This is a genomic window from Halomonas rhizosphaerae (genome assembly GCF_030012485.1).
Lineage (GTDB): Bacteria > Pseudomonadota > Gammaproteobacteria > Pseudomonadales > Halomonadaceae > Halomonas > Halomonas rhizosphaerae.
The window spans coordinates 140,758-163,977 of sequence record NZ_JASCQQ010000039.1 but is presented as its reverse complement, the minus strand read 5'-3'; the positions used below and the strand labels follow the sequence as shown (position 1 = coordinate 163,977).

General features: G+C 67.3%; 21 protein-coding genes. 8 read left to right on the top strand and 13 right to left on the bottom strand.

Features of this window, described 5'->3' with window-relative positions; genetic code table 11:
* Positions 1 to 126: 126 nt before the first annotated feature.
* Entirely contained in the window at positions 127 to 744 is a 618-nt protein-coding gene (locus QLQ86_RS19330; RefSeq protein WP_282737011.1) for an NlpC/P60 family protein, read from the top strand.
* A 5-nt stretch (positions 745 to 749) separates the two neighbouring features.
* Here QLQ86_RS19330 and QLQ86_RS19325 read toward each other — a convergent pair whose 3' ends face one another.
* The gene (locus tag QLQ86_RS19325) at positions 750 to 1,637 is read right to left on the bottom strand and encodes a LysR family transcriptional regulator (protein WP_282818089.1); all 888 of its coding nucleotides are present in this window, start codon (positions 1,635 to 1,637) and stop codon (positions 750 to 752) included.
* Positions 1,638 to 1,747: 110 nt separating this feature from the next.
* Here QLQ86_RS19325 and QLQ86_RS19320 point away from each other — a divergent pair, with 110 nt between their 5' ends.
* Complete coding sequence (locus QLQ86_RS19320; RefSeq protein ID WP_282737013.1) at positions 1,748 to 3,007, top strand: MFS transporter; 1,260 nt, start codon at positions 1,748 to 1,750, stop codon at positions 3,005 to 3,007.
* Here the strand turns inward: QLQ86_RS19320 and msrA are convergent.
* Positions 2,929 to 3,561, bottom strand: a complete 633-nt coding sequence (gene msrA / locus QLQ86_RS19315) for a peptide-methionine (S)-S-oxide reductase MsrA (RefSeq protein ID WP_282737014.1) — start codon at positions 3,559 to 3,561, stop codon at positions 2,929 to 2,931. The genes QLQ86_RS19320 and msrA overlap by 79 nt on opposite strands.
* A gap of 189 nt (positions 3,562 to 3,750) precedes the next feature.
* Between msrA and QLQ86_RS19310 the strand changes: the two genes are divergently transcribed.
* Together QLQ86_RS19310 and QLQ86_RS19305 are read left to right on the top strand one after the other, a co-directional pair.
* Positions 3,751 to 5,943, top strand: a complete 2,193-nt coding sequence (locus QLQ86_RS19310) for an FAD-dependent oxidoreductase (protein WP_282818088.1) — start codon at positions 3,751 to 3,753, stop codon at positions 5,941 to 5,943.
* A gap of 1 nt (position 5,944) precedes the next feature.
* On the top strand, positions 5,945 to 6,589 hold the full coding sequence (locus QLQ86_RS19305) for a CDP-alcohol phosphatidyltransferase family protein (protein WP_282737016.1): 645 nt from the start codon (positions 5,945 to 5,947) through the stop codon (positions 6,587 to 6,589).
* 80 nt (positions 6,590 to 6,669) lie between these two features.
* Here the strand turns inward: QLQ86_RS19305 and QLQ86_RS19300 are convergent, their stop codons facing one another.
* The gene (locus tag QLQ86_RS19300; protein WP_282818087.1) at positions 6,670 to 7,152 is read right to left on the bottom strand and encodes an FKBP-type peptidyl-prolyl cis-trans isomerase; all 483 of its coding nucleotides are present in this window, start codon (positions 7,150 to 7,152) and stop codon (positions 6,670 to 6,672) included.
* A 233-nt stretch (positions 7,153 to 7,385) separates the two neighbouring features.
* Between QLQ86_RS19300 and QLQ86_RS19295 the strand changes: the two genes are divergently transcribed.
* Entirely contained in the window at positions 7,386 to 7,667 is a 282-nt protein-coding gene (locus tag QLQ86_RS19295; protein WP_282737018.1) for a hypothetical protein, read from the top strand.
* 124 nt (positions 7,668 to 7,791) lie between these two features.
* On the opposite strand, the gene QLQ86_RS19290 is transcribed toward QLQ86_RS19295, so the two are convergent.
* The 10 genes from QLQ86_RS19290 to QLQ86_RS19245 all read right to left on the bottom strand — a co-directional run bounded on the left by QLQ86_RS19290 (position 7,792) and on the right by QLQ86_RS19245 (position 18,768).
* Complete coding sequence (locus QLQ86_RS19290; protein ID WP_282737019.1) at positions 7,792 to 8,259, bottom strand: outer membrane lipoprotein; 468 nt, start codon at positions 8,257 to 8,259, stop codon at positions 7,792 to 7,794.
* 215 nt (positions 8,260 to 8,474) lie between these two features.
* Positions 8,475 to 10,073, bottom strand: a complete 1,599-nt coding sequence (locus QLQ86_RS19285) for an isocitrate lyase (RefSeq protein ID WP_282818086.1) — start codon at positions 10,071 to 10,073, stop codon at positions 8,475 to 8,477.
* Between the two features lie 389 nt (positions 10,074 to 10,462).
* Positions 10,463 to 10,894 (bottom strand): GNAT family N-acetyltransferase, encoded by a 432-nt coding sequence (locus QLQ86_RS19280; RefSeq protein WP_282818085.1) that lies wholly within the window; start codon positions 10,892 to 10,894, stop codon positions 10,463 to 10,465.
* A 4-nt stretch (positions 10,895 to 10,898) separates the two neighbouring features.
* Entirely contained in the window at positions 10,899 to 12,077 is a 1,179-nt protein-coding gene (locus tag QLQ86_RS19275) for a cupin domain-containing protein (RefSeq protein WP_282818084.1), read from the bottom strand.
* Positions 12,074 to 13,438, bottom strand: coding sequence for an adenylosuccinate lyase (purB, locus tag QLQ86_RS19270; RefSeq protein ID WP_282737072.1), 1,365 nt, complete (start codon positions 13,436 to 13,438; stop codon positions 12,074 to 12,076). The genes QLQ86_RS19275 and purB overlap by 4 nt, the downstream gene beginning before the upstream one ends.
* Before the next feature lie 46 nt (positions 13,439 to 13,484).
* Entirely contained in the window at positions 13,485 to 14,126 is a 642-nt protein-coding gene (gene hflD / locus QLQ86_RS19265; protein ID WP_282737023.1) for a high frequency lysogenization protein HflD, read from the bottom strand.
* On the bottom strand, positions 14,126 to 15,235 hold the full coding sequence (mnmA, locus tag QLQ86_RS19260; protein ID WP_282818083.1) for a tRNA 2-thiouridine(34) synthase MnmA: 1,110 nt from the start codon (positions 15,233 to 15,235) through the stop codon (positions 14,126 to 14,128). Before mnmA ends, hflD begins: the two co-directional genes overlap by 1 nt.
* A gap of 102 nt (positions 15,236 to 15,337) precedes the next feature.
* Positions 15,338 to 15,787, bottom strand: coding sequence for an NUDIX domain-containing protein (locus tag QLQ86_RS19255; RefSeq protein ID WP_282737025.1), 450 nt, complete (start codon positions 15,785 to 15,787; stop codon positions 15,338 to 15,340).
* Positions 15,784 to 16,395 (bottom strand): pseudouridine synthase, encoded by a 612-nt coding sequence (locus tag QLQ86_RS19250; RefSeq protein WP_282818082.1) that lies wholly within the window; start codon positions 16,393 to 16,395, stop codon positions 15,784 to 15,786. The genes QLQ86_RS19255 and QLQ86_RS19250 overlap by 4 nt, the downstream gene beginning before the upstream one ends.
* Positions 16,396 to 16,530: 135 nt before the next feature.
* Positions 16,531 to 18,768 carry an NADP-dependent isocitrate dehydrogenase gene (locus tag QLQ86_RS19245; protein ID WP_282818081.1) on the bottom strand — a complete coding sequence of 746 codons (2,238 nt, stop codon included), beginning with the start codon at positions 18,766 to 18,768 and terminating at the stop codon, positions 16,531 to 16,533.
* 177 nt (positions 18,769 to 18,945) lie between these two features.
* Between QLQ86_RS19245 and icd the strand changes: the two genes are divergently transcribed.
* From icd to clpA, 3 genes are all read left to right on the top strand, one after another.
* Positions 18,946 to 20,202: an NADP-dependent isocitrate dehydrogenase gene (gene icd / locus QLQ86_RS19240; RefSeq protein WP_282737028.1), complete on the top strand. Its 1,257-nt coding sequence runs from the start codon at positions 18,946 to 18,948 to the stop codon at positions 20,200 to 20,202.
* Between the two features lie 230 nt (positions 20,203 to 20,432).
* Positions 20,433 to 20,759 (top strand): ATP-dependent Clp protease adapter ClpS, encoded by a 327-nt coding sequence (gene clpS / locus QLQ86_RS19235; protein WP_282737073.1) that lies wholly within the window; start codon positions 20,433 to 20,435, stop codon positions 20,757 to 20,759.
* 137 nt (positions 20,760 to 20,896) lie between these two features.
* A complete protein-coding gene (gene clpA / locus QLQ86_RS19230) occupies positions 20,897 to 23,173 on the top strand; it encodes an ATP-dependent Clp protease ATP-binding subunit ClpA (protein WP_282818203.1) in 2,277 nt (758 codons plus the stop codon).
* Positions 23,174 to 23,220 lie beyond the last annotated feature (47 nt).

Genomic DNA, 23,220 nt, shown 5'->3' with positions numbered 1-23,220 from the left:
GACAGGCCGCTCTGGCAGTGCACCGGGCCTGTTTCCGGCAGCACTGCCACAGCGACACCATCCGGAGCCGGGAGACGCAGGGCGTCGTCGGGCCGGGTGCGGCTCAGGGAACGAGGTCGTCGCAGGATGCTGGTCAAACGCGTGTGTCGCATCACCGCCATGGGGGTATCGCTGGCGCTGCTGGTCGGCTGTGCCGCGCCGAGTGGCATCGGGGAGGAGGCCGTTGGCGCCTACTTCGCCCGGGATCTGCCGGGAATGCCCGCCGACCCGCTGATGTCGCCCGTGGACAATCCCATCCTGGAAGCCCGCGGCCTGCACAACCCGCCCCCGACGCTGATCCGCCGGGCCCTGCTGGCCCAGCACGAGCGCTGGGCCGGCACGCCCTACCGACTGGGCGGCAGCTCCTTCCGCGGAATCGATTGCTCGGCCCTGGTGCAGAACGTCTTCAGCGACACCTTCCGCTTCGACCTGCCGCGCACCACCGAGGAGCAGGTGCGGGCCGGCCTCGAGGTCGAGCGTGATGCCCTGCGCCCCGGTGACCTGGTGTTCTTCCGTCCTCCCGGCGTCTACCGCCATGTGGGCATCTATGTCGGCGAGGGCCGCTTCCTGCACGCTTCCACCTCCCGGGGCGTGATGATCTCCGAGCTAGACAATCGTTTCTGGCGGCGTCACTTCTGGCAGGCGAGGCGCACCCTGGAGCCGACTCTGCTGGCCCGGCGCCTGGGCGAGACCGGCGAGGGCTGACTCGGCTAGAGCACCTCGCGGTGGGCCATCACGAAGTCCAGGAAGGCCTGCTCGGCCCGCGACAGGTAGGCGCCGCGTCCCCAGGCCAGCGACAGGTCCAGCCAGGCAGGCGGGTCGAAGGAGACCGCCTGAAGCTCCGGCTCCTCCACCACCCGGCGCAGGAAGGTGGTGATGCCGAAGCCCTGGCGGACGATCGCCTTGGTCAGCGGTATCAGGTTCGACTGGAAGGCGATATCGGCCGTGGTGCCGGTCGCGCGCGCCAGGGCATCGACGAACTCCCGATGGAAGTAGCCATCCTGGAACAGCACCAGGGTCTCGCCGAAGAAGGCCTCGGCGGAGACGCTCGAGCGCCGGGCGAAGGGGTGCTCCCGCGGCACGCAGACCACCATCTCCTCGCGTACCAGGCGGCGCCGCTCCAGGTGACGGCTGCTGTCGTCGTCGATCACAACGCCCAGGTCCAGCTCGCCGTCGGCGATCATGCGTTGCAGGCGGCGTGCACCGGCCTCCACCACGGTCAGGCGGATGCCGGGGTGGCGGGCCTTGAAGCCCATCAGCAGCGGGGGGAAGTAGTAGGAGCCGAGCATCGAGGGGATGCCGATGCGCACCTCGCCCTTGACCAGGCCGTGCAGCTCGCGCATGGCCAGGTGCGCGGCCTCGGCGCGTTCGAGCAGCGCCCGGGCGTGGGGGAGGAGGGCCTCGCCCTCCGGGGTCAGGGCGATGCGTCGCTCGTGGCGGTGGAAGAGCGGCAGCTCCAGGCGCTTCTCCAGGCCGGCGATGGTTTGGCTGACCGCCGACTGCGCCACGTGGAGGGCCCGGGCGGCGGCCGTGAAGCCCCCCTGGTCGGCCACGGCCAGGAAGACCCTGAGGGTGCGCAGGTCGAAGGGCAGGCTCATCGGTGCTCCGGGATTCGAGTCATAAGCAAGCCAGATGATGATGATCTGGATATTCTGTTTGGCTTATCATTCTCGCCGGTGGATCATGGCCTGCCAAGTCGGAGGACGCCATGATCGCCGCACATACCCGCGCCTGGTGGCGCGCGACCCTGGCCCTGTGCCTGGGCTCCTTTCTGGTCTTCATCAACCTCTATGCCCCACAGCCGCTGTTGCCGGCGCTGCGCGGGACCTTCGAGGTCTCGACCCTGGGGGTCAGCCTGGTGATGTCGGTCGCCACGCTGGCGCTGGCCGCCTCGCTGCTGGTCTTCGGCCCGCTCTCGGATGCCATAGGCCGGGGCGCCATCATGCGCCTGACCCTGCTGGCGGCCGGGCTGCTCTCGCTGGGACTGGCCTTCGCGCCGAACTTCGAGACGCTGCTGGCGATGCGCGCCCTGCAGGGCTTCGTGCTGGGCGGGCTGCCGGCGGTGGCGATCGCCTGGATGGGCGACGAGTTCGAGCGCCCGGCCCTGCTCTCGGCGGTGGGGCTCTATATCGGCGCCAACTCGCTGGGCGGCATCAGTGGCCGGGTGGTGGGCGGCGCCGTGGCCGAGGTCGGCGGGGCACCGGCGAGCTTCCTGGTGGTGGGGGCGATGACGCTGGTCGGGCTGGTGCTGTTCTGGAAGCTGCTGCCCGCTGCCCCTGCCTTCACGCCGAGGCGCTTCGAGCTGCGCGGGGCCCTGGCCGACCTCGGCGGACACCTTCGCAACCCGCTGCTGTTCGGCGCCTACCTGCTCGGCGGGCTCAACTTCCTGATCTTCATCAATCAGTACAGCTACATCACCTTCCGGCTGGCCGATGCCCCCTTCGGGCTGGGGACTCGGGTGCTCGGGTTGATCTTCCTGACCTACCTGGGGGGTACCCTGGGCTCCTCGCTCTCCGGCCGGCTCGCCGCCCGCTGGTCTCAGCCGGTGTGCATGATGCTGGGGATCCTGATCCTGATCGGCGGCACGGCCGTGACCCTGGCCGGGTCGCTCGGCTGGATCATCGCCGGGCTGACCCTCAACGCCTTCGGCTTCTTCCTGGCCCACTCCATGGCCTCGAGCTGGGTAGGGCGTCGGGCTGGCTCGGCGCGGGGCAGCGCCTCCGCCCTCTACCTGGTGTTCTACTACAGCGGCGCCAGCCTGGGGGGCTTCTGGCTGGAGCCGTTCTGGCGGGCCGCCGGTTGGAACGGCGTGGCGCTGGCCTCCTGGCTGATGCTGGCGGTGACCCTGGGGCTGGCCGCCTGGCTGTGGCGGCGCGAACGCCGCGAGGATCAGGACGCCGCGCTGGCGCCGGCCTCGTCCCCCCAGACCTCCTCGAGCCGCTCGACCCGGCCGCAGGCCGACTTGTAGAAGCGATAGCGCACCGGGTTCTCGAGGTAGTAGTCCTGGTGATACGCCTCGGCCGGGTAGAAGGCCTCGAAGTCGTTGATCTCGGTGGCGATGGGCTCGTCGAAGCGCTCGGCGACGGCGTCCCGGCTGGCCTCGGCCAGCGCGCGCTGCTCCGCGTCCAGGGGGAAGATGGCACTGCGGTAGGAGGCGCCCTTGTCGCAGAACTGGCGGTCCTCGGCGAAGGGATCGATGTTGCGCCAGAACACGTGCAGCAGGGTCTCGTAGTCCACCCGGTCGGGGTCGTAGTCGACCTTGACCACTTCGGCGTGGCCGGTGCCGCCTGCCGTTACCTGCTCGTAGGTCGGGTCCTCGGTGCGACCGCCGCTGTAGCCGGACGTGGTCTCCAGCACCCCCTCGACCTGGTCATAGGCTTCCTCCATGCACCAGAAGCAGCCGCCGGCGAAGACGGCACTCGCGGTCTCTTCATCGGCCTGGGCGGTGCCGGCGATGGCAAGCACGGTCGGCAGGGCAAGCAGGGTCAGGCGGCGAAAGGCAGGGAAGGGCAGCAGGCTCATCGTATGGCTCCACGGGACAGGGATGATAGGTTGGAGAGAAGTGATGACATTGGGTTCCATATCGATCCATTTCCTTTCAGGACACCAGGGGCGCTTCCGCGTAAGTTTCTTCCCTCCACCACGACAGAGGGGCGTCTTCAACGTCCGCGGATGCGGTGACCTTCATCATTTACCTACGGGAGTCCCCCCTTGACACGACGACGCCTGATACTCGCGGCCGTGATCGCCCTGCTGGTCGCGGCCTACTTCCTCAGCGGCGCCAATCAGGCCCTGACCCTCGACAACCTGCAGGCCGAGCAGGATCGCTTCCAGGCCTGGCTGGCCGCGGAACCGCTGACCGTCGCCGGCGGCTTCTTCCTGATCTATGTGGCGATCACCGCCGTCTCGCTGCCCGGGGCGACCCTGCTGACCCTGCTCGGCGGGGCGTTGTTCGGTTTCGGCTGGGGGCTGCTGCTGATCTCCTTCGCCAGCACCCTCGGTGCCACGCTGGCCGCGCTGATCGCCCGCACCCTGGCGCGCGCACCGCTGGAGCGGCGCTTTGCCACGCAGCTCGCCCGCATCAACGCCGGCATCGAGCGCGAGGGGGCCTTCTATCTCTTCACCCTGCGACTCATCCCGCTCTTCCCCTTCTTCGTCATCAACCTGGTGATGGGGCTCACCCGCATGCGGTTGCGGACCTTCTACTGGGTCAGCCAGGTCGGCATGCTGCCGGGCACGGCGGTGTACGTGAACGCGGGGCGCGAACTCGGCAACCTGGAGTCGCTCTCCGGGGTCCTCTCCCCGGGGCTGATCGGTTCCTTCGTGCTGATTGGCCTCTTTCCCTGGCTGGCCCGTGCCCTGGTGGCCATCGGCAAGCGGCGCCAACTGGCCCGCCGCTTCGACCGCCCGCGACACTTCGACCAGGACATCGTGGTGATCGGCGGCGGATCGGCCGGGCTGGTCGCCAGCTACATCGCCGCGGCGGTGAAGGCCCGGGTGGCGCTGGTGGAGCGCGACCGCCTGGGCGGGGACTGCCTCAACACCGGCTGCGTCCCCTCCAAGGCGCTGATCCGGGCCGCGCGGGTCGCCAGCGAGATCCGCGAGGCCCCGCGTTACGGGGTCAGCGCCGGGGCGCCCGAGGTGGACTTTGCCGCCGTGATGGGCCATGTCCACCGCGCCATCCGCGAGGTGGAGCCCCACGACAGTCGCGAGCGCTACGAGGGGCTGGGCGTGGAGGTGATCGCCGGTGATGCCGTGCTTGAGGATCCCTGGCGAGTGCGTATCCGCGACGCCGACGGCGAGCGGGTACTGACCACGCGCCATGTGATCATCGCCAGCGGGGCACGGCCGCGCGTGCCGCCGCTGCCCGGCCTGGAGGAGATCGAGGTGCTCACCTCCGACAACCTCTGGCGGCTCGAGACCCTCCCCGAGCGCCTGGTAGTGCTGGGCGGTGGTCCGATCGGCTGCGAGCTGGGCCAGAGCTTCGCCCGGCTGGGCAGCCGGGTGGCGATGGTGGAGATGGGCGGCCAGTTGCTGCCTCGTGAAGACCGGGAGGTGGCCAGCGAGGTCGAGGCCCGGCTGGGCGAGGAGGGCCTGGCCGTCCATCTCGCCACTCGGGCGCTGCGGTTGGTGGCCGAGGAGGGCGGTGGCCATGCCCTGGAGGTCGAGCGGCGCGACGCCCAGGGCGAACCGGTGATCGAGCGGCTGCCCTTCTCCCACCTGCTGGTCGCGGTAGGACGCCAGGCCAACGTCGAGGGAATGGGCCTCGAGGCCCTCGGTGTCGAGACCCGGCCCGACGGCACCCTGGCCGTGGACGAATCCCTGCAGAGCGTGCTGCCCAATGTCTGGGCCTGCGGCGACGTGGCGGGACCCTACCAGCTGACCCACGCCAGCGCCCATCAGGCCTGGCATGCCACGGTGAATGCGCTGTTCGGCGAGCTCAAACGGTTCCGGGTGAGCTATAGAGCCCTGCCGGCGGTCACCTTTACCGACCCCGAGGTGGCGCGGGTCGGGCTCAACGAGCGGGAGGCCCTCAATGCAGGCGTCGAGGTCGAGGTCACGCGCTACGCCTTGAGCGAGCTGGATCGCGCCATTGCCGAGGGCAGTACCCGCGGCTTCGTGAAAGTGTTGACCGTGCCCGGCCGTGACCGGATTCTCGGGGCCACCATCGTCGGCCAGGGGGCGGGGGAGATGCTGGCCGAGTTCACCCTGGCGATGACCCGCGGCATCGGGCTCAACAAGCTGCTGGGCACCATCCATCCCTATCCGACCCACAGCGAGGCGGTCAAGGCCACGGCCGGGGTCTGGAAGAATGCCCACAAGCCGGAGCGCCTGCTGGGCTGGCTGGCGCGCTATTTCGCCTGGCGTCGGGGTGGCGACGGGACCGACGAGGCAGGAAACTAGCATGCTCGACCGCTGGACCATGCCGCTGACCCAGGGCCCGCTGTCGACCCTGGCCCGCGGTCTCGCGACGCTCAGGGTGCGCCCCGATCAGGTGACGGTCGCCGCCTTCCTGGTGGGGATGCTGGCCCTGCCGCTGCTGGCTCTCGGCTGGTACCTGCCGGCGCTGGTGGTCATCCTGCTCAATCGCCTCGGCGACGGGCTGGACGGCGCGCTCGCCAGGCTGACGGGGGAGGCGAGCGACGCCGGGGGCTTCCTCGACATCGGCCTTGACTTCGTCTTCTACGCGGCGGTGGTGCTGGGCTTCGCCTTGGCCGACCCGGCGGCCAATGCCCTGGCGGCGTCCTTCCTGCTGTTCGCCTTCATCGGCACCGGGACCTCCTTCCTGGCCTTCGCCATCATGGCCACCCGCCACGGCCTCGAGCGGCCGCGCTTCCAGCAGAAGGCCTTCTACTACCTGCATGGCCTGACCGAGGGCACGGAGACCGTACTGGCCTTCGTGCTCTTCTGCCTGTTCCCCGCCCACTTCGCGCTGCTGGCGATGGTCTTCGGCGGGGCCTGCCTGGTGACTACCGCCACCCGACTGTGGGGCGGTCATCGCACCTTGCGGGCCTTCGAGCAGGAGCGCCCGAAACGATCGCCTCCCTGAACGACGAAGGGGCAGCCCATGGCTGCCCCTTCGTGATCCCGGTATCGCCTCTCGGCAGCCGGTGCGGTCACCGCGTACGTTCAGTGCTCGTGGCCGCCCTCGCCGTGCACGTGGCCGTGCTCGACCTCTTCCTCGCTGGCCTCGCGGACCTCGGCGATTTCCACGTCGAAGTTCAGGGACTGGCCGGCGAGCGGATGGTTGCCGTCGACGGTGACCGTGTCGCCCTCGACCTTGGTCACGGTGACCATCAGCGGGCCGCCCTGGGTCTGGGCCTGGAACTGCATGCCCGGCTCGACGCTGTCGACGCCCTGGAAGGCGTCACGCGGCACTTCCTGCACGAGCTGAGGCTGGACCTCGCCGTAGCCTTCTTCCGGGGCAACCTTGGCCTGGAGCTTGTCGCCGGAGGCGCGACCTTCCAGCTGCTTCTCGAGGCCCGGAATGATGTTGCCGGCGCCGTGGAGATAGGTCAGCGGCTCGCGGCCTTCCGAGCTGTCCAGCACTTCACCTGCATCGTTGGTCAGGGTGTAGTGGAACGCGACAACGGAATTCTGCGCAATCTGCATTGATGAACCTTTCGGTGAGTGCATGTAGCACGACATGGTAACGCGGCAGTCAAGCGACTGTCAGGGGCATGGAGGAAATTCAGGATGTGAGGGCCGAGCCTGAGCCGCATTCACGCCTTTGCGGTCCCGGGTCGGGGGACTTTCGGACGGTTGCGTGGCCTACCCGGCAGGGATACCCTTGCCTGAGTCCGTTTTCCCGATTCCCTCCTATCGACCCTTCCATGGAGAGTGCCATGACCTTGACCCTGATCTGGCTGATCGCCTTCGCCGTGTTCCTGTATCTCTTCCTCAAACGCTGGGAGGCTTCCGTCAGCGGTATCCTCGACAAGCTGCTGCCTGCCGTGCTGCGCAGCGAGGATGATCGCTGGGTATGGTGTCCGGCCCTGGCAGTTCTGGGTGCCACTTTCATCGTGCGGCCCGTGGACATGCTCTTCACCGTGATCGTGATTGGCCTGGTGGCGCTGGTCGCCACCAAGCTGGCCGGCTGGGCCATGAACAAGGTCGACCTGCACTGAGGATGTCCCGGCGACGCCGGATGTCACCAACGCAACAAGAACGCAACGAGGAAGGCCCGCGGATCGCTCCGCGGGCCTTGTTCATTGACGGCCGCCCATGCTGCCGAGGCGACCAGCATCACTCTCAGTAGGGGGCCACGCTGACGCTGCTGCCGCTGCCGATCAGGCGGACGCGCTGGCCGACCTGGAAGTTCTGGTCCGCCTTCTGGACCACGACCACGTTCCGGCCGTTGTCTTGGCGGATCTCCATTTCCCAGGCCGTGATGCGGTTGGTCGACTCCTCGACCTTGGTGCCGGCCACGGCGCCGCCGATGGCGCCGGCCACGGTGGCCAGCTGGCGTCCGCTGCCACCGCCCACCTGGTTGCCGAGCAGGCCGCCGATCACGGCACCGCCGCCGGAGCCGAGCAGGCCGCCGGCGCGGCTGTCGGCCTGGATCTGCACCTGGCGCAGGGCGGTGATGGTCCCGAAGGTCACGGTCTGGGCCGACTTGGCCTGATTGCCGCTGTAGACGTTGCCCGAATAGGGGGCGGTGTTGGCACAGCCGGCCAGGGTGAGGATGCCGATGGCCAAAACGGGAAGAAGGCGTTTCATGCAGGATCTCCTTGATGTCCGTGACGAACACTCGGTCCCGGATGGTGACCAAAGGTTAATGGACAGTGTTCTTTAACGAGTCTACCCACTGCGAACCGGCTTGGCCAGCGCGTCGGGCTTCCTGCCACGAGTGTAGCGTCGCCTTGCGGTCAACAATATGAAAAAAGGGAGGCCAATCGGCCTCCCAAGGGTTCCAGTCGTTACCGCCAGTGGCCTCAGCCGAACTGGTTCATGGTGTTGTCCTTGCCGCCGGCCTTGAGCGCTGCCTCGCCGTGGAAGAACTCCTTGTGGTCGTCACCGATGTTGGAGCCCGCCATGTCCTGGTGCTTGACGGTGGCGATGCCCTCGCGGATCTCCTTGCGCTGCACCCCGGCCACATAGGCCAGCATGCCCTCGTCGCCGAAGTAGCCCTTGGCCAGGTTGTCGGTGGAGAGGGCCGCGGTGTGGTAGGTCGGCAGGGTGATCAGGTGGTGGAAGATGCCGGCCTCGCGGGCGGCGTCGCGCTGGAAGTTGCGGGTCCACTCGTCGGCCAGCCGGCCGAGTTCGGTGTCGTCGTAGTCGGCACTCATCAGGTTGTTGCGGTCGTAGGCGGAGACGTCCTTGCCGTCCTGCTCCCAGGCATCGAACACCTGCTGGCGGAAGTTCAGGGTCCAGTTGAAGGACGGGCTGTTGTTGTAGACCAGCTTGGCGTCCGGGCAGACCTCGCGGATGCGGTTGACCATCCCGGCGATCTGGCCGACGTGGGGCTTCTCGGTCTCGATCCACAGCAGGTCGGCACCGTTCTGCAGGCTGGTGATGCAGTCCAGCACCACCCGATCCTCGCCGGTGCCCGGCTTGAACTCGTAGAGGCCGGAGGCCAGGCGCTTGGGCTTGACCAGCTTGCCGTCCTGCTTGATCACCACGTCGCCGTTATTGATATCGGAGGCCGAGGCGATCTCGTCGCCGTCGAGGAAGCTGTTGTACTGGTCGCCGAGGTCGCCCGGCTCGTTGGTCACGGCGATCTTCTGGGTCAGGCCGGCGCCCAGGGAGTCGGTGCGGGCCACGATCACGCCGTCATCCACGCCGAGTTCCAGGAAGGCATAGCGCACGGCGTTGATCTTGGCGATGAAGTCCTCGTGGGGCACCGTGACCTTGCCGGCCTGGTGGCCGCACTGCTTCTCGTCGGAGACCTGGTTCTCGATCTGGATGCAGCAGGCCCCGGCCTCGATCATCTTCTTGGCCAGCAGGTAGGTGGCCTCGGCGTTGCCGAACCCGGCATCGATGTCGGCGATGATCGGCACCACGTGCGTCTCGAAGCCGTCGATCTTCGCCATGGCTTCGTCGGCCTTCGCCTGGTCACCGGCCTTCCTGGCTTCGTCCAGGTTGCGGAAGAGATGGTTGAGCTCCCAGGCATCGGCCTGGCGCAGGAAGGTGTAGAGCTCCTCGATCAGGCCCGGCACGGTGGTCTTCTCGTGCATGGACTGGTCGGGCAGGGGGCCGAACTCGGAGCGCAGGGCGGCGACCATCCAGCCGGAGAGGTAGAGGTAGGAGCGCTTGGTGGTGCCGAAGTGCTTCTTGATGGAGATCATCTTCTGCTGGCCGATGAAGCCGTGCCAGCAGCCCAGCGACTGGGTGTACTGCGAGGTGTCGGCGTCATAGGCCGCCATGTCCTCGCGCATGATCCTGGCGGTATAGCGGGCGATGTCCAGGCCGGTCTGGAAGCGGTTCTGCACCCGCATGCGGGCGGCATGCTCGGGGTTGATGTTGTCCCACTTGCCCTGCTGGGCTTCACGCAGTTGAGCCAGAGCCTTGAGTTCGTCTTTGAATGTCGTCATGGGGCCATCCTTCGGGTCAGGAGTGGAATCTCGTGATCGCGATGTCGGAAAAGAACCGGTGTCGCGGCCGCTGGAGTCGCCTGCTGCATCATTCGGCAATGCCTTATGCTGCACCTGCGAAGTACTGTCAGGGTCGACCAGAGGGCGGGGGCTTGTCTCTACGGCCTTGGTCGAACCCTGGGGAGGGTATGCCAGCCGATCTGCCTGATCCTGTCGGTCGCCAGGCAAACAGCCGTTTTACCCTCGCCATGTGAGCCACTATGGCCCTGGCGACGGGCTTCAGCAATTGACCCTTGGGGGGAGAGGGCGTTGTAGCTCGACTACAGGAGGGGGCGGCGAGCGGCCTTTCCTGTAGTCGAATTTCCTTGGGGAGGGAGGGGAGGCGCGACTCAAGCGTCCAGGGCGAGGCGCATATTGCGGTGCGGAATGCCGGCATCGAGGAACTCATCACCGAAGGCCACGAACCCCAGGTGCTCGTAGAACGCCAGGGCATGGGTCTGGGCGGCGAGCTCCACCCTGGCATGGCCATCGCGGCGGGCGGCCTCGATGGCGGCCCGCATCAGGGCCGCGCCGATGCCCAGGCCGCGGGCCTGGGCGAGCACGGCCACCCGCCCGATATGGGCATCGGGCAGCAGCCGAGCGGTGCCCAGCGGGAGGTTGTCGTGCAGGGCCAGGAAGTGGCGACAGTCGGGGTCGCGGCCGTCCCACTCCTCCTCCTGCGGCACTCGCTGCTCCTCGATGAACACGAGCCGGCGAATCGCCGAGGCGGCCTCGCCGAGTGCCGACCAGTCGCCTTCGCATATCTCGATGGAGGTATCCATGGGCTCACTCCTCCGCGAAGTCCCCGGCCCAGCCGAGGCTGCCGATATCGAGCAGGCGGGCGAGCAGCGCGGCGGCGCCGGGCAGGGCGAGCGCCTCGGCGTCCAGCGGGGCGTCGGAGGCCACATGCCGGGCCAGGGGCAGGGCACAGTTCAGCCCGTCGCCATCGGCGAAGAGGGTCGCGCGGTCGTCGTCCAGGGCCCGCCAGGCGAAGCGCGAACCGGGGCTTCGTACCAGTTCCTCGCCCTCCTGTAGGGCGGCGACAAGGGCCTCGGCCTCGGTCGGGCTCTCGGTGGGGACCAGCTGGTCGACGTACTTGGGCTGGGTCATCACACGGCCGAACCACTGGGCCAGCTGGGCCGGGTCGTCCAGGGTCTCCAGGATCAGGCGGCGCATGCGCGCCACCGAGGCGTCGTCGAGCTCGGCGGGGTCCTCGGGCGGCGCCATGCCGGCATCGGCGTAGCGCCGTGATGCCGGCAGCTGCTCGCCGAGATAGTCGGCAAACGAGGTGATCGCCTCGTCCGCGGAGGGGGCGCGGAAGCCCACCGAGAGCGTCAGGCAGTCGTCGGACTGGCTGACGCCATGATGGGCCCAGGCGGGCGGCAGGTAGAGCATGTCGCCCGGCTCGAGCTCCCAGTCATCACCCGGGGCCACCTCGAAGCGCTCGAGGATGCGCAGGTCGATGCCGTCGAGGATGGGGGCCTCGTCGTCGACCTTTCCGCCCAGCTGCCAGTGGCGCTGGCCGCTGCCCTGCAGCAGGAAGACGTCGTACTGGTCGACATGGGGGCCGACGCTGCCGCCCGGGGGGGCGTAGCTGATCATGATGTCGTCGAGCCGCCAGCGTGGCAGGAAGTCGAAGGCCTCGAGCAACTCGGCCACCTCGGGCACGTAATGGTCCACGGCCTGCACCAGCAGGGTCCAATCCCGCTCGGGCAGTGTGGCGAAGGTGGCCTCATCGAAGGGGCCGTGGCGAACCTGCCAGGGGCCGTCGGCACCCTGTTCCTCCACCAGGCGGGCCTCGACGCCTTCCTCGCAGGCCAGCCCGGCCAGTTCGTCCGGGTCCAGCGGGCACTGGAAGTCGGGGAAGGCGCCGCGGATCAGCAGCGGCTTCTGCTGCCAGACGTCGCGCAGGAACTCGGCGGCGGTCAGGCCGCCCAGCATGGGCAGCGGCGCATCGGAGTTCATAGCTTCCTCGCCTGCTCTTTCGCGTTGCCGATATAGGTCGCCGGGCTCAGGGCCTTGAGCTCGGCCTTCACCTCGGCAGGCAGTTCCAGGGTGTCGATAAAGGCGGCGAAGCCGGTCTGGTCGATGCGCTTGCCGCGGGTCAGCTCCTTGAGCTTCTCGTAGGGCTTCTCGATGCCGTAGCGGCGCATCACCGTCTGGATCGGCTCGGCGAGCACCTCCCAGCTGGCATCGAGGTCCTCGGCGATGCGCGCCGGGTTGGCCTCGAGCTTGCCGATGCCCTTGAGCGAGGCCTCATAGGCGATCAGGCCGTAGGCCAGGCCGACCCCCAGGTTGCGCAGCACCGTGGAGTCGGTGAGGTCGCGCTGCCAGCGGGAGATCGGCAGCTTCTGGGCCAGGTGGCCGAGGATGGCGTTGGCAAGCCCCAGGTTGCCCTCGGAGTTCTCGAAGTCGATGGGGTTGACCTTGTGGGGCATGGTCGAGGAGCCGATCTCGCCCTCGACGGTCTTCTGCTTGAAGTAGCCCAGCGAGATGTAGCCCCAGACGTCACGATCGAAGTCGATGAGGATGGTGTTGAAACGGCACACCGCGTCGAACAGCTCGGCGATGTAGTCGTGGGGCTCGATCTGGGTGGTGTAGGGGTTGAAGGTCAGCCCCAGGCCCTCGACGAAGGTGCGGGCGTTGGCCTCCCAGTCCACCTCCGGGTAGGTGGCGAGGTGGGCGTTGTAGTTGCCCACCGCGCCGTTGATCTTGCCCAGCATCTCGACGCCCTCGATCTGCGCGAGCTGGCGGCGCAGCCGATAGGCGACGTTGGCCATCTCCTTGCCCAGGGTAGTGGGGCTCGCCGTCTGGCCGTGGGTGCGCGAGAGCATCGGCTGGGCGGCGTGCTCATGGGCCAGCCGGGCGATCTCGTCGGCCACGCGGTGCATCACCGGCAGCAAGCTCTTCAGGCCGTCGGTCAGCATCACGCCGTGGGAGAGGTTGTTGATGTCCTCGCTGGTGCAGGCGAAGTGCACGAACTCGGTGACGGCGTGCAATTCGGGCTGGCCGGCGATCTTCTCCTTGATGAAGTACTCCACCGCCTTTACGTCGTGGTTGGTGGTGCGCTCGATCTCCTTGATGCGCTCGGCGTCCTCCAGCGAGAAGTCGCGCAGCAGCGTCTCGAGGAAGGCGGTGGCCTCGGCGGAGAGCCTGGGGACCTCGGTGATCTGCGGGTGCTCGGCGAGACGCTGCAGCCAGCGAATCTCGACGATGACCCGGGCGCGGATCAGGCCGAACTCGCTGAAGTGCTCGCGCAGGGCCTCGGCCTTGCCGGCGTAGCGGCCGTCGACGGGGGAGAGGGCGGTCAGGGCGGAGAGAGGCAGGGAAGCGGCTTGCATGGTCGGGTTCCGGTCAAGGGATGTGGAAGGGTCAGCCCAGCTGGTCGAGGGTCTTCTTCAGGGCGCCTCGCTGGAAGACCAGCTTCCAGCGCCGCCCCCCCTGCTGGTGCCAGAGCAGGGCGAAACGGATGCCGGCGAGCAGGATGGCGCGCACCCGCTCGGGCATCATGCGACTCTGCAGCAGCGAGGGGTCGCCCTGGACGACGATCCGGGTCTTGAGGGTCGAGAGGGTTTCCTGATAGGCCTCGCCGAGGCTGGCGATGACGTTCTCGTGGGTCTCGCCGAAGTGCTCGGCCTGGCCCTGGATCCGGGTCAGGCGCGTGCCGAGGTCATCCATCATGGCATCGTTGCCGCGCAGCTTGTTCATCAGCATCAGCAGCGAGAAGCCATAGCGCAGCACCACCGGGTTGACCTGCTGGCGGCCGACCACACCCTCGAGCACCTCGAGGCCGCGGCGCAGGTTGTTGGGGTGGCCGCCGTAGATCGCCTCGAAGCTCTCGGGGTTGGTGTCCAAGGTGGCGCGAATCAGCGTCTCCCAGGCGCGCTGGTCGACCTGGCCGGTGCGGGCAAGCTCGTCGACCAGGCTGGCGGCCTGGAAGACCCCGGCGAGTGCCAGGGCCTGGCGGGCCGTCGGGGTGTCCGGGGCGCGGTGGATCGGGGTCGAGGCGGTCATCAGGCAGGCTCCGTGGCGTTCCAGGTCTCGCGGATCACCCCGCCGCCGAGGCAGATCTCACCATCGTAAAGGACCAGCGACTGACCGGGGGTGACGGCGCGCTGGGGCTCATCGAAGCGTACCGCCACCCCGCCATCCTCCCGCGTGTGGAAAGTACAGGGCACGTCGGCCTGCCGGTAGCGGGTCTTGGCGGTGTAGCGGCCCTCGGCGGCCGGAGGCGTGCCGGCCACCCAGTCCACTGCCTCGGTGGCCAGCGCATCGGTATAGAGCAGTGGGTGATGCTTGCCCTGCACGGCGACGAGCACGTTGCGCTCGAGGTCCTTGGCGGCGACGTACCAGGGCGCGTCCGGATGGTTGGCGAGCCCGCCGATGCCGAGTCCCTGACGCTGGCCGAGGGTGTAATACATCAGCCCCATGTGCTCGCCGATCACCTCGCCCTCGGGGGTCTCGATCACGCCGGGCTGGGCGGGCAGGTACTGCTTGAGGAAGTCGCGGAAGCGGCGCTCGCCGATGAAGCAGATGCCCGTCGAGTCCTTCTTGCGCGCGGTGACCAGGTCATGGCGTTCCGCGATGGCGCGCACCTCGGGCTTCTCCAGCTCGCCCACCGGGAAGAGCGTGCGGGCGATGGCGGCCTCGGGGACGGCATGCAGGAAGTAGCTTTGGTCCTTGTTGGGATCGAGCCCCTTGAGCAGGCGTGCGTGGCCGTCGCGAACGGCGCCGCGGACGTAGTGGCCGGTGGCGATCTTCTCGGCACCCAGCATCTCGGCGTATTCCAGGAACACCTTGAACTTGATCTCGCGGTTGCAGAGGATGTCCGGGTTCGGCGTGCGCCCGGCCTGGTACTCGGCCAGGAAGTGTTCGAAGACGTTGTCCCAGTACTCGGCGGCGAAGTTGGCGGTGTGCAGCCGGATGCCGAGCTTCTCGCACACGGCCTCGGCGTCGGCCAGGTCGGCCTTGGCGGTGCAGTACTCGGTGCCGTCGTCCTCGTCCCAGTTCTTCATGAACAGGCCTTCGACGTCGAAGCCCTGCTCCAGCAGCAGCAGGGCAGACACGGAGGAGTCGACGCCGCCGGACATGCCGACGATCACCTTGCCTGTGGTGGCGGTCATGGGCGCTCTCGAATCGGGTGTGGCTCAAATGGGCGGGGATTATACATGATCTTGCCGCCAGGCGCCGAGCGTCGATCCGGATGATGGCTCGGTGCTCGGCGCTTATCTTTCGTGGATCACGTCCATGGGATAGAAGCGGCTCGCCAGGGCATCGCGGACGCGCCGCATCACCAGCGGGCTGCGCAGGCGGCCTTCCCGGTCCAGCGCCTCGAGCTCGTCGAGGGTCAGCCAGTGCACGGCGAGGATGGCCGGGTCCAGCTCGTTGCCCAGGTGGGCCAGCGCCATGCCGAAGAAGCCGTGGCTGTGGAAGGTCAGGCCATCCGGTGTGCGGTAGACGTACATGCCCAGGTAGTCGGTGATGCCTACCTGCCAGGCGGTCTCTTCGCGCAGCTCGCGAAGGGCCGCCTCCTGGATGCGCTCGCCGGGCTCCAGGTGGCCAGCGGGCTGGTTGAAGAGGGTCTCGGGCCCGCCACGGTCCTCCTCCACCATCAGGAAGCGCCCGGCCCGCTCCACCACGGTGGCCACGCTGATATAGGGCTGCCAGCGGCTCATCGTCGGCCTCCTGTTGCTCGGCCCCGACGAGCGCCTGCCGGCGGCCTGCGCGGGGCGTGAAGGGTCTCCCGTCGCCACTGCCCGGGGGCCAGGCCGTCGAGGCGCCAGGGGCCGATGGCCACCCGGACCAGCCTCAGGGTGGGATGGCCGACATGGGCGGTCATGCGGCGGACCTGGCGATTGCGGCCCTCGGTGAGCGTCAGCTCCAGCCAGGTGGTGCGCGGGTGGCGTCGCGTGTCCAGGGGCGGGTCGCGTTCGGGCAGCCCGCTCTCGGCCAGGCGCCGCACCTTCGCGGGCCGGGTCCTGCCGTCCTTGAGCATGACGCCGTCGCGCAGTGCCTGCAGGGCGGCCTCGTCGGGCTCACCCTCTACCTGCACGCGGTAGGACTTGGGCTGCTTGTGGCGGGGGTCGCTGATGCGATGGATCAGCTCGCCGTCGTCGCTGAGCAGCAGCAGCCCCTCGGAGTCATGGTCGAGTCGACCCGCCGGGTAGATGCCGGGCACATCGATGACCTCGGCCAGGGTCGCGCGGCGCTCCGATTCGTCGACACGACGGTCGGTGAACTGGGAGAGCATGCGGTAGGGCTTGTGCAGCAGGTAAAGGTTCATCGTGTCCTTCCACTATACCGAGTACCTGACGTCAATCAACGCCCGATGCCATAACGCAACGGCTCCCTCCGCCAAGGGCGGACGGGAGCCGGAAGGGCCGCCCGAAGAGGGCGGCAGGTCGCCTCGGGCGATACGTCAGTCCTGGGCGACCAGGGCCAGGGCGTCGTTCAGGGTCTTGCTGGGACGCATGACGGCACGGGCCAGCTCAGGGTCTGCATGGTAGTACCCCCCGATGTCCACCGGGTGCCCCTGCACACCGTTCAGCTCCTCGAGAATGAACGCCTCGTTGGCCGTCAGCGTCTCGGCCAGGCGGGTGAAGAGTCGCTTGAGTTCGGTATCCTCGTCCTGGGCGGCCAGCGCCTGGGCCCAATAGAGGGCGAGGTAGAAGTGGCTGCCGCGGTTGTCCAGCTCTCCCGCCTTGCGGGAGGGCGATCTGTTGTGCTCGAGGAACTCACCGGTGGCCTTGTCCAGCGCCTCGGCCAGCAGGGTCGCGCGGGCGTTGCCGAACCGCTTGGCGAGATGCTCCAGGGAGGCTCCCATGGCGAGGAACTCGCCGAGGCTGTCCCAGCGCAGGTGGTTCTCCTCGAGGAGCTGCTGGACGTGCTTGGGGGCTGAGCCGCCGGCCCCGGTCTCGAACATGCCGCCACCGGCCATCAGGGGCACGATGGAGAGCATCTTGGCGCTGGTGCCCAGCTCCAGGATCGGAAACAGGTCGGTGAGGTAGTCGCGCAGGATGTTGCCGGTCACCGAGATGGTGTCGAGGCCGCGGACCACGCGCTCGAGGGTGTAGCGCATCGCCCGGACCTGGGACATGATCTGGATGTCGAGCCCGTCGGTGTCGTGCTCCTCGAGGTAGGCCCTGACCTTCTTGATCAGTTCGTTCTCGTGCGGGCGGTAGGGGTCGAGCCAGAACACGGCCGGCATGCCGGAGTCGCGGCAGCGCTCCACCGCCAGCTTCACCCAGTCGCGGATCGGCGCATCCTTGACCTGGCACATCCGCCAGATATCGCCCTCCTCGACGGTCTGGGAGAGCAGCACCTCGCCGGTCTCCAGGTCGGTGATGTTGGCGACACCGTCCTCCGGGGCCTCGAAGGTCTTGTCGTGGGAGCCATACTCCTCGGCCTTCTGGGCCATCAGGCCGACGTTGGGCACGGTGCCCATGGTGGCCGGGTCGAAGGCACCATTCCATTTGCAGAAGTTGATCATCTCCTGGTAAATGCGCGCGAAGGTCGACTCCGGCATCACCGCCTTGACGTCCTTGAGGCGGCCGTCGGCGCCGTACATCTTGCCGCCGGCACGAATCATGGCGGGCATCGAGGCGTCCACGATCACATCGCTGGGCGAGTGAAAGTTGGTGATGCCGCGCGCCGAGTCCACCATGGCCAGTTCCGGCCGCTGGTCGTGGCAGGCGTGCAGGTCGCGGATGACCTCCTCGCGCTGGGTCTCGGGCAGCGTGTCGATCTTCTCGTACAGGTTCGCCATGCCGTTGTTGACGTCGACGCCCAACTCATCGAACAGCGCGCCGTGCTTCTCGAAGGCGTCCTTGTAGAAGATCTTCACGCAGTGGCCGAACACGATGGGGTGCGAGACCTTCATCATGGTCGCCTTGACGTGCAGGGAGAACATCACGCCGGTCTTGCGCGCATCCTCGATTTCCCGCTCGTAGAACTCGAGCAGTGCCTTCTTGCTCATGAACATGCTGTCGATGACCTCGCCTTCCTGCAGCGAGATATCGGGCTTGAGCACGTGTGCCTGGCCGCTCTTGGTGATCAGTTCCATCTTCACCTTGCGGGCGCGATCCAGGGTCATCGACTTCTCGCCGTGGTAGAAGTCGCCGCCGTGCATGTGAGAGACGTGGCTGCGCGAGGCCTGGCTCCACTCGCCCATGTGATGCGGGTACTTTCGGGCATAGGCCTTGACGGCCTTGGGCGCACGGCGGTCGGAGTTCCCTTCACGCAGCACCGGGTTGACGGCACTCCCCCTGACCTTGTCGTAGCGGGCCCGGATGTCCGTCTCTTCGTCGCTCTTCGGCTCGTACGGGTAGTCCGGCAGGGGATAGCCCTGTCCCTGCAGTTCCTTTATGGCCTCATGAAGCTGCGGCATGGAAGCGCTGATGTTGGGCAGCTTGATGATGTTGGCTTCCGGCGTCTTGGCCAAGGCGCCCAGTTCGGCCAGGTGATCCTCGACACGCTGGTCCTTTGCCAGGTAGTCGGGAAACTGCGAGAGAATCCGTGCCGCCAGGGAGATGTCGCGAGTTTCCACGTCGATACCGGCAGCATCGGTGAAGGCGTCGATGATCGGTAACAGCGAGTGGGTCGCCAGCGCAGGCGCCTCGTCGGTAAAGGTGTAGATAATCTTCGGCGTGTGGGGCATGGGGCGTGGATCTCTCTGGTCACTGCGGTGGCATGGAAGGGGGTGCCATGCGCGGGCGCCCCGGCGGATGTGATAAGCCTATCAAGATTGTCGACAAGTGTCCCGCGCAGCTTACCCCCGCTGGGGGGGAGTGGTACACTCCGGGCTCCACTCAATAGACCAAAAGGGGAGTTCGCCATGGGGTTCAACAAGATCGTCGTTCCTGAGAGTGGCCAGAAGATCACCGCCAACGCCGACAACACCCTGAACGTGCCGAACAATCCGATCATCCCGTACATCGAGGGTGACGGCATCGGTGTCGACGTGACGCCGGCGATGATGATCGCCATCGATGCCGCCGTGCAGAAGGCCTACAACGGCGAGCGCAAGATCCACTGGATGGAAGTCTACGCCGGCGAGAAGGCCACGCACGTCTATGATGCCGACACCTGGATGCCGGAAGAGACCCTCGAAGCGGTCAAGGACTACGTGGTGTCCATCAAGGGCCCGCTGACCACGCCGGTGGGCGGTGGCATTCGTTCCCTGAACGTCGCCTTGCGCCAGAAGCTCGACCTCTACGTCTGCCAGCGCCCGGTGCGCTGGTTCGAGGGCGTGCCGAGCCCGGTCAAGAAGCCGGGTGACGTCGACATGGTGATCTTCCGCGAGAACTCCGAGGACATCTATGCCGGCATCGAGTGGAAGGCCGGCAGCCAGGAGGCCGACAAGGTCATCAAGTTCCTGCGCGAGGAGATGGGCGTCCAGAACATCCGCTTCCCCGAGAACTGCGGCATCGGCGTCAAGCCGGTCTCCGTCGAGGGCACCAAGCGGCTGGTGCGTCAGGCCCTGCAGTACACCATCGACAACGACCGCGAGTCACTGACCCTGGTGCACAAGGGCAACATCATGAAGTTCACCGAGGGGGCCTTCAAGGACTGGGGCTACGAGCTCGCCAAGGAGGAGTTCGGTGCCGAGCTGCTCGACGGCGGCCCGTGGATGACCATGAAGAACCCCAGGACCGGCAAGGAGATCGTCATCAAGGACGTTATCGCCGACGCGATGCTGCAGCAGATCCTGCTGCGCCCGGCCGAGTATGACGTCATCGCCACCCTGAACCTCAACGGCGACTACCTCTCCGACGCCCTGGCGGCCGAGGTGGGCGGCATCGGCATCGCGCCGGGCGCCAACATTTCCGACACGACCGCCATGTTCGAGGCCACCCACGGTACCGCGCCGAAGTACGCCGGCCAGGACAAGGTCAACCCGGGCTCGCTGATCCTCTCCGCGGAGATGATGCTGCGCCACATGGGCTGGGTCGAGGCGGCCGACCTGGTGCTCAAGGGCATGGAGAAGGCCATCTCCAAGGGCGAGGTTACCTATGACTTCCATCGCCTGATGGACGATGCCAAGCTTCTCAAGTGCTCCGAGTTCGGCCAGGCCGTCGCCGACAACATGTAAGTCGCGACGCCGGACCCGGGGCCCCCGTCCGCCACCCGGCGGATGGGGGCCCTTTGCGTTAAGGCGTCCTGGTATCGAACCCAGGCGGTGAACCCTGCCGGCGCGGTGGCGTCCAATCACGGTTGAGATGATGGACGGCCTCCGGCTTGTCGAGATGGATAGTGGCTCTTATGTTCAGTAGAGACGATGAGGTGGCGCGGCGAGTGACCACGGTGACCCCGGTGGGGGGCATGACACGGCCCCCGGGCCACGAGGAGGACGACGGCGATCTGGCGGTGCAGAATGCCGACCCGAAGGTGGCGCGTCCCCCCCTGTACAAGGTGGTGCTGCACAACGATGACTTCACTCCCATGGAGTTCGTGGTCGAGGTGCTGCAGACCTTCTTCCACATGGACAGCGAGACCGCGGTGCAGGTGATGCTGACCGTGCACACCCGGGGAAAGGCCACCTGTGGCGTCTTCACCCGCGACATCGCGGAAACCAAAAGCCATCAGGTCAATCAATATGCAAGAGAGTGTCAGCATCCGCTGCTGTGCGACATCGAGGCGGCTGACTGAGCGGCATGGTCGAAGAGGGACAGTGACGGTCCTGCGTTGAAGGGAGACTTGCAACGGCACCGTTTGTACCCGATGTTGATGATGCCGGACCATGAATGATCCGACACGAAGCCCTGGGCGGCGAGAAGGGGACTGCCATGCTGAGTAAAGAACTTGAACTGACCCTGAACACGGCCTTCACCGTGGCCCGCTCCAAGCGCCACGAGTTCATGACCGTGGAGCACCTGCTGCTGGCGCTGCTCGACAACGCCTCGGCGGCGGACGTGCTGCGTGCCTGCGGGGCCAACCTCGACAAGCTGCGGTCCGACCTGCAGGATTTCATCAATTCCACCACGCCGCTGATCCCCGAGGACCAGTCGGACCGGGAGACGCAGCCGACCCTGGGCTTCCAGCGCGTGCTCCAGCGTGCCGTCTTCCATGTCCAGTCCTCCGGCAAGAGCGAGGTCACCGGCGCCAACGTGCTGGTGGCGATCTTCTCCGAGCAGGAGAGCCAGGCGGTCTACTTCCTCAAGCAGCAGAACGTCGCGCGGGTCGATGCCGTCAACTACATCGCCCATGGTATCTCCAAGGTGGCCGGTCATGGCCAGAGCCAGTCGTCTCCCTCGCCGGAGGCCGAGGAGGCCGAGGAGGGCGGCGCCGAGACCGGCTCCAACCCGCTTACCAGCTATGCCACCAACCTCAACGAGCAGGCGCGGCTGGGCAAGATCGATCCGCTGATCGGCCGCGACCACGAGCTCGAGCGGGTGGTGCAGATCCTGGCCCGCCGGCGCAAGAACAACCCGCTGCTGGTCGGCGAGGCCGGCGTGGGCAAGACCGCCATCGCCGAGGGACTGGCCAAGCGCGTCGTCGAGGAGGACGTGCCCGACGTCATCAGCGATGCGGTGGTCTACTCCCTGGACATGGGTGCCCTGCTGGCCGGCACCAAGTATCGCGGCGACTTCGAGAAGCGGCTCAAGAACCTACTGGCCGAACTGCGCAAGCAGCCCAATGCGGTCCTCTTTATCGATGAGATTCACACCGTGATCGGCGCCGGCGCTGCCTCCGGGGGAGTGATGGACGCCTCCAACCTGCTCAAGCCGCTGCTCTCCTCGGGAGAGCTGCGCTGCATCGGCTCCACCACCTTCCAGGAGTACCGCGGTATCTTCGAGAAGGATCGCGCCCTGGCGCGCCGTTTCCAGAAGATCGATGTCATGGCGCCCTCGGTGGAGGACACCACCCGCATCCTCAAGGGGCTGCGCTCGCGCTTCGAGGAGCACCACCAGCTGAAGTACACCGATGCGGCCCTGGAGAGTGCCGCCCGGCTGTCGGACCGCTACATCAACGATCGCCACCTGCCCGACAAGGCCATCGACGTGATCGACGAGGCCGGCGCCCACCAGCGGTTACTGCCGCCGGAGGTGCGCGTGGACACCATCGACGTTGACCAGGTCGAGGCGGTGGTGGCCTCCATCGCGCGGATCCCGCCGAAGAGCGTCTCCAGCTCCGACCGAAAGCTGCTGGCCAACATCGATCGCGACCTGAAGATGCTGGTGTTCGGCCAGGACGAGGCGATCGACAGCCTTGCCGCGGCGATCAAGCTCTCGCGGGCCGGCCTCAAGTCGCCGGACAAGCCAGTGGGCAGCTTCCTGTTCGCCGGCCCGACCGGGGTGGGCAAGACCGAGGTGGCTCGGCAGCTGTCCCATATCATGGGCATCGAGCTGGTGCGTTTCGACATGTCGGAGTACATGGAGCGCCACACCGTGTCGCGGCTGATCGGCGCGCCTCCCGGCTACGTCGGCTATGACCAGGGAGGCCTGCTGACCGAGGCGATCACCAAGCAGCCCCATTGCGTGCTGCTGCTCGACGAGATCGAGAAGGCGCATCCCGAGGTCTTCAACCTGCTGCTGCAGGTCATGGACCACGGCCGCCTGACCGACAACAACGGCCGCGAGGCGGACTTCCGTCACGTGATCCTGATCATGACCTCCAACGCCGGGGTCGAGCAGGCCACGCGGCGCTCCATCGGCTTCCAGACCCAGGACCACTCCACGGACGCCATGGAGGTGATTCGCAAGACCTTCTCGCCGGAGTTCCGCAACCGCCTGGACGGCATCATCCAGTTCCATTCCCTGCCCACCTCGGTGGTGCGTAACGTGGTGGATAAGTTCCTGGTCGAGCTCCAGGCGCAGCTCGACGAGAAGCGGGTCCAGCTCGACGTGGACGAGGCCGCCCGGGACTGGCTTGCCGAGAAGGGCTACGACCCCGACATGGGGGCACGCCCGATGGCTCGCCTGATCCAGGAGAAGCTCAAGAAGCCGCTGGCCGAGCTGATCCTGTTTGGCGAGCTGGCCGAGCACGGCGGGGTGGTGCACGTCAGCGTGGAAGATGGCGAGCTCCACCTATCCACGGAGTCGGAACTGGCCGACGCCCCTTGACGGGGCTCGGGCACCCAGCGTCACACAGCGCCCTGTCTGCGGACGGG

Excerpts from the sequence above, each read along its gene's own strand:
- QLQ86_RS19330 (WP_282737011.1), top strand. The coding sequence starts at position 127 with ATGCTGGTCAAACGCGTGTGTCGCATCACCGCCATGGGGGTATCGCTG.
- QLQ86_RS19325 (WP_282818089.1), bottom strand. The coding sequence starts at position 1,637 with ATGAGCCTGCCCTTCGACCTGCGCACCCTCAGGGTCTTCCTGGCCGTG.
- QLQ86_RS19320 (WP_282737013.1), top strand. The coding sequence starts at position 1,748 with ATGATCGCCGCACATACCCGCGCCTGGTGGCGCGCGACCCTGGCCCTG.
- msrA (WP_282737014.1), bottom strand. The coding sequence starts at position 3,561 with ATGAGCCTGCTGCCCTTCCCTGCCTTTCGCCGCCTGACCCTGCTTGCC.
- QLQ86_RS19305 (WP_282737016.1), top strand. The coding sequence starts at position 5,945 with ATGCTCGACCGCTGGACCATGCCGCTGACCCAGGGCCCGCTGTCGACC.
- QLQ86_RS19300 (WP_282818087.1), bottom strand. The coding sequence starts at position 7,152 with ATGCAGATTGCGCAGAATTCCGTTGTCGCGTTCCACTACACCCTGACC.
- QLQ86_RS19295 (WP_282737018.1), top strand. The coding sequence starts at position 7,386 with ATGACCTTGACCCTGATCTGGCTGATCGCCTTCGCCGTGTTCCTGTAT.
- QLQ86_RS19290 (WP_282737019.1), bottom strand. The coding sequence starts at position 8,259 with ATGAAACGCCTTCTTCCCGTTTTGGCCATCGGCATCCTCACCCTGGCC.
- QLQ86_RS19285 (WP_282818086.1), bottom strand. The coding sequence starts at position 10,073 with ATGACGACATTCAAAGACGAACTCAAGGCTCTGGCTCAACTGCGTGAA.
- QLQ86_RS19280 (WP_282818085.1), bottom strand. The coding sequence starts at position 10,894 with ATGGATACCTCCATCGAGATATGCGAAGGCGACTGGTCGGCACTCGGC.
- QLQ86_RS19275 (WP_282818084.1), bottom strand. The coding sequence starts at position 12,077 with ATGAACTCCGATGCGCCGCTGCCCATGCTGGGCGGCCTGACCGCCGCC.
- hflD (WP_282737023.1), bottom strand. The coding sequence starts at position 14,126 with ATGACCGCCTCGACCCCGATCCACCGCGCCCCGGACACCCCGACGGCC.
- mnmA (WP_282818083.1), bottom strand. The coding sequence starts at position 15,235 with ATGACCGCCACCACAGGCAAGGTGATCGTCGGCATGTCCGGCGGCGTC.
- QLQ86_RS19255 (WP_282737025.1), bottom strand. The coding sequence starts at position 15,787 with ATGAGCCGCTGGCAGCCCTATATCAGCGTGGCCACCGTGGTGGAGCGG.
- QLQ86_RS19250 (WP_282818082.1), bottom strand. The coding sequence starts at position 16,395 with ATGAACCTTTACCTGCTGCACAAGCCCTACCGCATGCTCTCCCAGTTC.
- QLQ86_RS19245 (WP_282818081.1), bottom strand. The coding sequence starts at position 18,768 with ATGCCCCACACGCCGAAGATTATCTACACCTTTACCGACGAGGCGCCT.
- icd (WP_282737028.1), top strand. The coding sequence starts at position 18,946 with ATGGGGTTCAACAAGATCGTCGTTCCTGAGAGTGGCCAGAAGATCACC.
- clpS (WP_282737073.1), top strand. The coding sequence starts at position 20,433 with ATGACACGGCCCCCGGGCCACGAGGAGGACGACGGCGATCTGGCGGTG.
- clpA (WP_282818203.1), top strand. The coding sequence starts at position 20,897 with ATGCTGAGTAAAGAACTTGAACTGACCCTGAACACGGCCTTCACCGTG.